The following is a 7,904-nucleotide window of genomic DNA, read 5'->3' on the forward strand; positions in this document are numbered from 1 at the left end:
TGGTGGGCTACGCCCGTCGCGACTGGGCCAACCAGGACTTCGCCGCGATCGTGCACGACTCGGTGAAGACCTATGCCCGCACGGAGTTCCGCGAGGAGGTCTGGAAGCAGCTCGCCGAGGGGTTCCGGTTCGTGCCGGGCAACTTCGACGACGACATCGCCTTCGGCAACCTGCGGCGCACCCTCGACGAGCTCGACGTGGTGCGCGGCACCGGCGGCAACCACGCGTTCTACCTGGCGATCCCGCCTGGCTTCTTCGGCATGGTCGTCGACCAGCTCAAGGAGCACGACATGGTCGACAAGAGCCCCAACGCCTGGCGTCGGGTGGTGATCGAGAAGCCCTTCGGTCACGACCTCCAGTCGGCCAAGGAGCTCCAGGCCACCCTGTCCGAGGCCTTCCCGTCGGAGTCGATCTTCCGGATCGACCACTACCTCGGTAAGGAGACGGTGCAGAACATCCTGGCGATGAGGTTCGCCAACGAGATGTTCGAGCCGCTCTGGAACTCCAACTACGTCGACCACGTGCAGATCACCATGGCCGAGGACATCGGCCTCGGCGGCCGGGCCGGGTACTACGACGGGATCGGCGCGGCCCGGGACGTGATCCAGAACCACCTGCTGCAGTTGCTCGCGCTGACCGCGATGGAGGAGCCGATCTCGTTCCGGCCCACCGCGCTGCGGGCCGAGAAGATCAAGATTCTGGAGGCCACCCGCCCGATCGCGCCGCTGGCCGAGACGACCGCGCGCGGCCAGTACACCGGCGGCTGGCAGGGCGGGCAGCAGGTGCCCGGGCTGCTCGAGGAGGAGGGCTTCGCCAAGGACTCGACCACCGAGACCTATGCCGCGATCACGCTGGCCGTGCACACCCGGCGATGGGCCGGGGTGCCGTTCTACCTGCGCACCGGCAAGCGGCTGGGCCGGCGGGTCACCGAGATCGCGGTGGTGTTCAAGCGCGCCCCGCACCTGCCCTTCGACGACACCGCCACCGAGGAGCTCGGCCAGAACGCGCTGGTGGTGCGGGTGCAGCCGGACGAGGGTGTGACATTGCGGTTCGGCTCCAAGGTGCCGGGCAACGCGATGGAGGTCCGCGACGTCTCGATGGACTTCAGCTACGGGCACGCGTTCACCGAGTCCTCCCCCGAGGCCTACGAACGGCTGCTGCTCGACGTGCTGCTCGGCGAGCCCTCGCTGTTCCCGAACAGCCAGGAGGTCGAGCTGTCCTGGGCGATCCTCGACCCGGTCCTGGACTACTGGGCCAAGCACGGCCAACCGGAGCCCTACCCGGCCGGCACCTGGGGCCCGGAGTCCGCCGACGAGATGCTCGGCCGCAGCGGCCGGAACTGGAGGCGTCCGTGAGCGGGAGCGCGGCCGCGGTGCCGGCTGGACTGAGGAGCAGCGCGGCGCCGAGGAACGAGGCGCGAGCAGCGCACGAAGGAAGCCGGCGCCAGGGCGGCCGAGCGGGAGCGAACTGGAGGCCACTGTGATCATCGACCTGCCGGCGACGACCACGTCGCAGGTCAACAGCAAGCTGGTGCACCTGCGGGAGCAGGGCGGGGTGAACGCACTGAGCCGGGTGCTCACCCTGGTGATCGTCACCGACGACGACGCGCGCACCGAGGAGGTCATCGACGCCGCCAACGACGCCAGCCGCGAGCACCCGTGCCGGGTGATCATGGTCGCCCGGGGGGCGAAGAAAGCCGCCAACCGGCTGGACGCGCAGATCCGGGTCGGCGGGGACGCCGGGGCCAGCGAGGTCATCGTGCTGCGGCTGTACGGCCAGCTGGCCGACCACGGCGACAGCTGTGTGGTGCCGCTGCTGCTGCCGGACGCGCCGGTGGTGGCCTGGTGGCCCTACGACGCGCCGGCCGTGCCGGCCAGCGACCCGATCGGCAGGCTGGCCGCCCGGCGGATCACCGATGCGGCCAACGACCGCAACCCGCTGCGGGCGCTCGACGCGCGCACCAAGTCCTACACGCAGGGCGACTCGGACCTGGCCTGGGCGCGGATCACGCACTGGCGGGCGCTGCTGGCCGCCGCGCTCGACCTGCCGCCCTACGACCGGGTGACCGGGGCGTCGGTGGTCGGTGACCCCAACTCACCGTCGGCCGACCTGCTGGCCGGTTGGCTCGCGGCCCGGCTGAAGGTGCCGGTGCGGCGCGGTAAGAGCACCGAGGGCGAGGGCATCGTCTCGGCCGAGCTGCAGCGGCGGTCCGGCAGCATCGAGCTGTACCGGCCGGACGGGCGGATCGGCACGCTCACCCAGCCCGGCCAGCCACCCCGGCGGGTCGCGCTGGCCCGGCGGCCGGTGGCCGAGTGCATCGCCGAGGAGCTGCGCCGGCTGGATGCCGACGAGATCTACTCCTCCGCGCTGACCGGGCTCAGCAAGGTCACCCGGGGTCGGGTGGCCCACAAGAGCCGGTCGGGTTCATGAGCAGCCCTCAGGTGGTCGTCTACGCCAACGCCGAGTTGCTGGCGGCCGCCACGGCGGCCCGCCTGGTGACCCGGCTGGTCGACGCCCAGGCCGCCCGCGGCTCGGCGTCGCTGGTGCTGACCGGCGGCGGCACCGGGATCGCCGTGCTCGATCAGTTGCGGGCGACGCCGGCCCGGGACGCGATCGACTGGTCCCGGGTGGACCTGTACTGGGGGGACGAGCGGTTCCTCCCGGCCGGGCATCCCGACCGCAACGAGACCCAGGCCCGCGCCGCGCTGCTCGACCATGTGCCGGTGCGGCCGGACCGGGTGCACGTGCCGGAGCCCTCGGACGGCAGGTTCGGCGACGACCCGGAGGCCGCCGCCGACGCCTACGCCGAGGTGCTCGCGGCCGCGGCCATGCCCGAGGACCACGGCCCGGTGCCGGCCTTCGACGTGTGCCTGCTGGGGGTGGGCGGCGAGGGGCACACCGCGTCGGTGTTCCCGGCCTCGCCCGCGGTCTACGAGACCGACCGCACGGTGGTCGCGGTGCACGGCTGTCCCAAGCCACCGCCGACCAGGATCACCCTGACCCTGCCGGCCATCCGGCGGGCCGCCGAGGTATGGCTGATGACCACCGGTCCGACCAAGGCCGCGGCCGTGGCCATGGCGCTCGGCGGCGCGGGCGAGATCCAGGTCCCCGCCTCCGGCGCCCGCGGCCAGCGCCGCACCCTGTGGCTGCTCGACCGCCCCGCCGCCGCCAAGGTCCCCGGCGTCCACTCTCCCCCGCTGGCCTGACCCGGCCGACCAACGGCAACCTCAGGGGACCGTGACGGCACCCAGCCAACTAGCGGCCAGGGAAGGGGATGCCGAGGAGGGTGAGCATGGGGGTGGCCTTCACCGCTGTCTCCTCGAACTCGGCGTCCGGGTCGGAGTCGGCGACGATCGCGCCGCCGACGCCGAACGTGGCGCCGTCCGGACGCACCACCAGGGTGCGGATGACGATGCTCAGGTCGACCGCGCCGGACAGCGAGAAGTAGCCGAGGGCGCCGGAGTACACGCCGCGCGGCCCGGCCTCCAGGTCGTCGATGAGCTCCATGGTGCGGATCTTCGGCGCACCGGTCATCGAGCCGCCCGGGAAGGCCGCGCGGACGCAGTCGATCGCCGTGCGGTCCGCCGCGAGCGTGGCCCGGATGGTGCTCACCAGCTGATGCACGGTCGCATAGGTCTGCACCTCGAAGATCCGGGTCACGTGCACCGAACCGACCTCGGCGCACCGGCCGAGATCGTTGCGCACCAGGTCGACGATCATGAGGTTCTCGGCGCGGTCCTTCACGCTGGTGGCGAGATCCCGCCGGAGCCGGGCGTCCTGCTCCGGGTCGGACCCGCGCGGCCGGGTGCCCTTGATGGGCCGCGACTCCACCGCCCCGTCCGCCGACACCGACAGGAACCGCTCCGGCGAGGTGCTCAGCACCGACATCTCCCCCAGCCGAAGCAGCGCGCCGAACGGCGCCGGGCTGGCGCGGCGCAGCGCCCGGTAGGCGGGCCACGGGTCGATCGCGGCGGCCACGCTCGTCATGTTGGTCAGGCAGATCTCGTAGGACTCGCCGCGCTCGATCGCGGTCAGACAGTCGGCGATCATCTTCAGGTAAGAATTCCGGTCATGACGCAGCCCGACCTCGCCGACCTCCGCCCGGAGCGCCGCGGCGTCCGGCGCGGTCCGCCCGGCCAGTACCGCCAGCCGGTCCCGGGTTCGGGTGAGCCAGCCGCGCGCCGCCGTGTCGTCGCCGGCCGGCGCCAGGGCCAGCAGGTACACCGCGCCGGTGTCCCGGTCGAACGCCAGCCCGCGGTCGACGAAGATCAGGTATGCGTCCGGGTCGGCGGACCGGTGCGCGCGGCTGCCCTCGCACTCCGCCTTGAGCTCGTAACCGAGGTAGCCGACCCAGCCGAGGCAGAAGCCGAACGGCAGGTCGGGCGGGTCGACCGCGTGCTCGGCGAGATCGCGCTGGAGCCAGTCGAAAAATCCCGACGCGATGGTGTGCTCGCCGGTCGCGGAGGTAATCCCTACGGTGCCGGACCACACGTCAGCGCGGGCCACCCGGGCCAGCGGGCCGGAGGCGTCGCCGAGGAAGGCGAACCGGGACAGGTCGGCGCCATCCAACCAGAACGCGTGCGACGAATGCCGATAGAGTTGATCGAACACCAGTTCCGGAGAGGCGACGATGCTGATCCGCTCGACGAGCAGCCGGAGCCGGGATCCGGCGCGCGATTTACCTTCGCACATTTTCCGCTCCCCGCTCGTCCCATTTGCACCATCGGTCTGTCTACCCGCGTAGTGAGCACCTTGGAGGCCGATCCGTGTCGCAGCCACAGCGTCAGCCGGCCCGACTGGGCCGCGTCACGTTGCCGACCCGCCGCGCGGACGCCGACCAGCCGTCCACCGGCCCGGACCCGGGAGGAGTCCCCCTGGTCACCCAGACGTTCACCACGAACGACAGCATGGCCGATGAGGCACGGGAGGCCGACACCTCCCCCGCCGGACAGTCGGCGGTGGACCGCACCCTGGCGTGGGTGCGCAGCAGCCGGCTGGTTCGGGGCATCGCCTCCGACGTGCTCGTGCTTGCCGTGGCGGCACTGGACGTCTGGCTGGTCACCCCGGAGAAGGCCGAGACCTACTCGATCTGGCTGTCCTGGATCTCGGTCGCCGCGACGCTGCTCCGGCGGCACTTCCCCTTCGTGGCGATGCTGCTGGTCTTCCCGGGGTTCCTGGCCGGATGGGCGCAGCTCGCCGCGATGATCGTGCTCGGCACGCTGGCCTACCGGTACAAGGTGAGCTGGCAGACCGCCGTCGGCGCCGGGCTGGTCTGGTGTGGCCGGTTCGTGCTGTGGCCGTGGGAGGACTTCCTCGCCCAGACCTGGCGGGAGCACGTGCTGGCCGCGATCTACGGAGTGATCGTCGCCGGGATGCCGGTCGCCCTGGCGTTCCTGATCCTGGCCCGGCAGGAGCTGTCCGACCGGATCGCCCAGCTCGCCGAGAGCCGGGACCGGGAGTCCCGGTTACAGGCCGAGACGATCCGGTCGACGGAGCGGGCCCGGCTGGCCCGGGAGATGCACGACATGGTGTCGCACCAGGTCACGCTGATCGCGATGCAGGCCGGGGCGTTACAGGTGTCGGCGCGCGACGAGGAGGCGCGCCAGTCGGCGACCACCATCCGGGAGCTGTCCACCCGAACCCTGGAGGAGCTGCGCAACCTGGTCGGGGTGCTGCGGTCCGGGCTCGCCGAGGAGGACACCCAGCCTGGGCTGGACGAGCTGACCACGCTGGCCAAGGACTTCGACATCGAGGTCGACCTGGACATGGTGGCGAGCCCCGAGCTGGTGCCGGCGCCGGTGTCCCGGGCGGCCTACCGGACCGTGCAGGAGGCGCTGACCAACGTGCGCAAGCACGCGGTGGGCGCGGCCGCCACGGTGCGCGTCGAGACCCGCCAGGACACGCTCTACGTCGAGGTCCGCAACGACCGGCCGCGCACCCGGGCCTCCGGCCTGCCCTCCGGTGGGCACGGCCTGCTGGGCCTGCGGGAGCGCACCGGGCTGCTCGGCGGAACGTTCGAAGCCGGACCCACGCCCGAGGGCGGGTTCCGGGTCGAGGCGACCTACCCGATCGAGCTCCGGCCCTGAGCTCAGATGTCGCGCTGGCCGCGCAGCTTCGCCAGCGCCTCGGCGAGGATCGCCTCGCCGTCGGCGTCCGAGCGACGCTCCTTCACATACGCCAGGTGCGTCTTGTAGGGCTCGTTACGCGGAGCGTCCGGCGGGTCCTCCTGGTTGCGCCCGCCGGGCAGCCCACACCGCGGGCAGTCCCACGACTCAGGCTCCTCCGCGTCAAGCGCGAAGGACGGCCGTGACTCATGCCCGTTCGCGCACCAGTAGGACACCCTGCGACGAGGAGCGGACTCCCCGCGTTCTGATTCGCCCATCGGCCCCGCGCCGACCCGGGTACCCCGGATCGCGTTACCTCCGGCCATCGACTTTCACACCCCCACCACGTGGTTCACAGCAGGAATCGTGTTGTTGTGAGCTGAGCTCTAGGCGATCTTGATCAACAGGCCGAGGCCGATCACACAGATGACCCAGACCGCGCCGACGAACAAGGTGGCCCGGTCGAGGTTCTTCTCCGCGACGCTCGACCCCGACAGGCTGGACTGCATCCCGCCGCCGAACAGCGAGGACAGGCCGCCGCCCCGACCGCGGTGCAGCAGCACCAGCAGGACCAGCAGCACGCTGCACACGATCAAAAGGATCTGCAGGGCAAGAACCATCTCATCCTCGCTGTTGGACACAGAAAGCCGTAGCAGGCACAGGCTACCTGGTGGACCGCGGCGGTTCGACCAACGGTCCGGTTTTGGGTCATGGAAGTGGGCCGCCCGCCGCCAGCGCGCAGAGCTTGGCGAAGTCCTCGGCGTCCAGGCTGGCCCCGCCGACGAGCGCGCCGTCGATGTCGTCCTGGGCGATCAGCTCGCCGATGTTGCCGGACTTCACCGAGCCGCCGTAGAGCACCCGGACCTCGTCGGCCACCGACTGGCCGTACTTGTCCGCGAGCTGGGCGCGCAGCGCCTGGCACACCTCCTGGGCGTCGGCCGGGGTGGCCACCCGCCCGGTGCCGATCGCCCACACCGGCTCGTAGGCGATCACCACGCCGGTCACCTGCTCGGCCTTCAGGCCCTTGAGCGCGGCGATCAGCTGGGCGTTGCAGTGCTCGACATGGGTGCCCTGCTCGCGCACCTCGATCCGCTCCCCCACGCACAGGATCGGGGTGATGCCGTTGCGCAGCGCCGCCCGCACCTTCGCGCCGACCAGTTCGTCGTCCTCGGCGTGGTACTCGCGCCGCTCGGAGTGGCCGACCGTCACGTAACCGCAGCCCAGCTTGGCCAGCATCGGGCCGGACACGTCCCCGGTGTAGGCGCCGGAGTCGTGCGGCGAGAGGTCCTGCGCGCCGTAGCGCAGCAGCAGCTTGTCGCCGTCCACCAGCGTCTGCACGCTGCGCAGGGCGGTGAACGGCGGCAGCACCGCGACCTCGACCTTGGCGAAGTACTTCTCCGGCAACGAGAAGGCGAGCTTCTGCACCAGCGCGATGGCCTCGAGGTGGTTGAGGTTCATCTTCCAGTTGCCGGCGATGAGTGGCTGCCGGGTCATGAGCCCTCCAGAACACTGATACCCGGAAGTTCCTTGCCCTCCAGGAACTCCAGGGACGCTCCCCCGCCGGTGGAGATGTGCGAGAACTTGTCCTCGGGGAGCCCGAGCTGGCGCACCGCGGCCGCCGAGTCGCCGCCGCCGACCACGCTGTAGGCCGACGAGTCGGCGATGGCCTGCGCGACGCCCCGGGTGCCGTCGGCGAACGGGGCCAGCTCGAACACGCCCATCGGGCCGTTCCAGAACACCGTGCCGGCCTCGGCCAGCGCCCCGGCGAACGCGCGCACCGTGTCCGGGCCGATGTCCAGG

Annotated in this window: 9 protein-coding genes; 4 read left to right on the forward strand and 5 right to left on the reverse strand. The window is 71.6% G+C overall.

The window, feature by feature from the left end:
* The 3 genes from zwf to pgl all read left to right on the forward strand — a co-directional run.
* The coding region (zwf, locus tag VFO68_RS31165) for a glucose-6-phosphate dehydrogenase (protein ID WP_325161999.1) at positions 1–1,355 on the forward strand (1,355 nt) is incomplete at its 5' end.
* A 124-nt stretch (positions 1,356–1,479) separates the two neighbouring features.
* Positions 1,480–2,430: a glucose-6-phosphate dehydrogenase assembly protein OpcA gene (gene opcA, locus VFO68_RS31170; RefSeq protein ID WP_325162000.1), complete on the forward strand. Its 951-nt coding sequence runs from the start codon at positions 1,480–1,482 to the stop codon at positions 2,428–2,430.
* Positions 2,427–3,206: a 6-phosphogluconolactonase gene (gene pgl, locus VFO68_RS31175; RefSeq protein WP_325162001.1), complete on the forward strand. Its 780-nt coding sequence runs from the start codon at positions 2,427–2,429 to the stop codon at positions 3,204–3,206. Before opcA ends, pgl begins: the two co-directional genes overlap by 4 nt.
* A gap of 49 nt (positions 3,207–3,255) precedes the next feature.
* Here pgl and pabB read toward each other — a convergent pair whose 3' ends face one another.
* On the reverse strand, positions 3,256–4,692 hold the full coding sequence (gene pabB / locus VFO68_RS31180) for an aminodeoxychorismate synthase component I (protein WP_325162002.1): 1,437 nt from the start codon (positions 4,690–4,692) through the stop codon (positions 3,256–3,258).
* A gap of 215 nt (positions 4,693–4,907) precedes the next feature.
* Between pabB and VFO68_RS31185 the strand changes: the two genes are divergently transcribed.
* Positions 4,908–6,086: a sensor histidine kinase gene (locus VFO68_RS31185; RefSeq protein ID WP_414635608.1), complete on the forward strand. Its 1,179-nt coding sequence runs from the start codon at positions 4,908–4,910 to the stop codon at positions 6,084–6,086.
* A gap of 2 nt (positions 6,087–6,088) precedes the next feature.
* Here VFO68_RS31185 and VFO68_RS31190 read toward each other — a convergent pair whose 3' ends face one another.
* The 4 genes from VFO68_RS31190 to pgk form a co-directional block, all read right to left on the reverse strand.
* Positions 6,089–6,430, reverse strand: a complete 342-nt coding sequence (locus tag VFO68_RS31190; RefSeq protein ID WP_325162004.1) for an RNA polymerase-binding protein RbpA — start codon at positions 6,428–6,430, stop codon at positions 6,089–6,091.
* A gap of 60 nt (positions 6,431–6,490) precedes the next feature.
* A complete protein-coding gene (gene secG / locus VFO68_RS31195) occupies positions 6,491–6,724 on the reverse strand; it encodes a preprotein translocase subunit SecG (protein ID WP_325162005.1) in 234 nt (77 codons plus the stop codon).
* A gap of 88 nt (positions 6,725–6,812) precedes the next feature.
* Complete coding sequence (gene tpiA, locus VFO68_RS31200; protein ID WP_325162006.1) at positions 6,813–7,598, reverse strand: triose-phosphate isomerase; 786 nt, start codon at positions 7,596–7,598, stop codon at positions 6,813–6,815.
* Positions 7,595–7,904, reverse strand: a 310-nt coding sequence (gene pgk, locus VFO68_RS31205) for a phosphoglycerate kinase (RefSeq protein WP_325162007.1), incomplete at its 5' end; no start/stop codon positions are given. The genes pgk and tpiA, both read right to left, overlap by 4 nt.

It is taken from the genome of Actinophytocola sp. (assembly GCF_035712165.1).
Taxonomy (GTDB): domain Bacteria; phylum Actinomycetota; class Actinomycetes; order Mycobacteriales; family Pseudonocardiaceae; genus DASYTH01.

Excerpts from the sequence above, each read along its gene's own strand:
- pgl (WP_325162001.1), top strand. The coding sequence starts at position 2,427 with ATGAGCAGCCCTCAGGTGGTCGTCTACGCCAACGCCGAGTTGCTGGCG.
- pabB (WP_325162002.1), bottom strand. The coding sequence starts at position 4,692 with ATGTGCGAAGGTAAATCGCGCGCCGGATCCCGGCTCCGGCTGCTCGTC.
- VFO68_RS31185 (WP_414635608.1), top strand. The coding sequence starts at position 4,908 with ATGGCCGATGAGGCACGGGAGGCCGACACCTCCCCCGCCGGACAGTCG.
- VFO68_RS31190 (WP_325162004.1), bottom strand. The coding sequence starts at position 6,430 with ATGGCCGGAGGTAACGCGATCCGGGGTACCCGGGTCGGCGCGGGGCCG.
- secG (WP_325162005.1), bottom strand. The coding sequence starts at position 6,724 with ATGGTTCTTGCCCTGCAGATCCTTTTGATCGTGTGCAGCGTGCTGCTG.
- tpiA (WP_325162006.1), bottom strand. The coding sequence starts at position 7,598 with ATGACCCGGCAGCCACTCATCGCCGGCAACTGGAAGATGAACCTCAAC.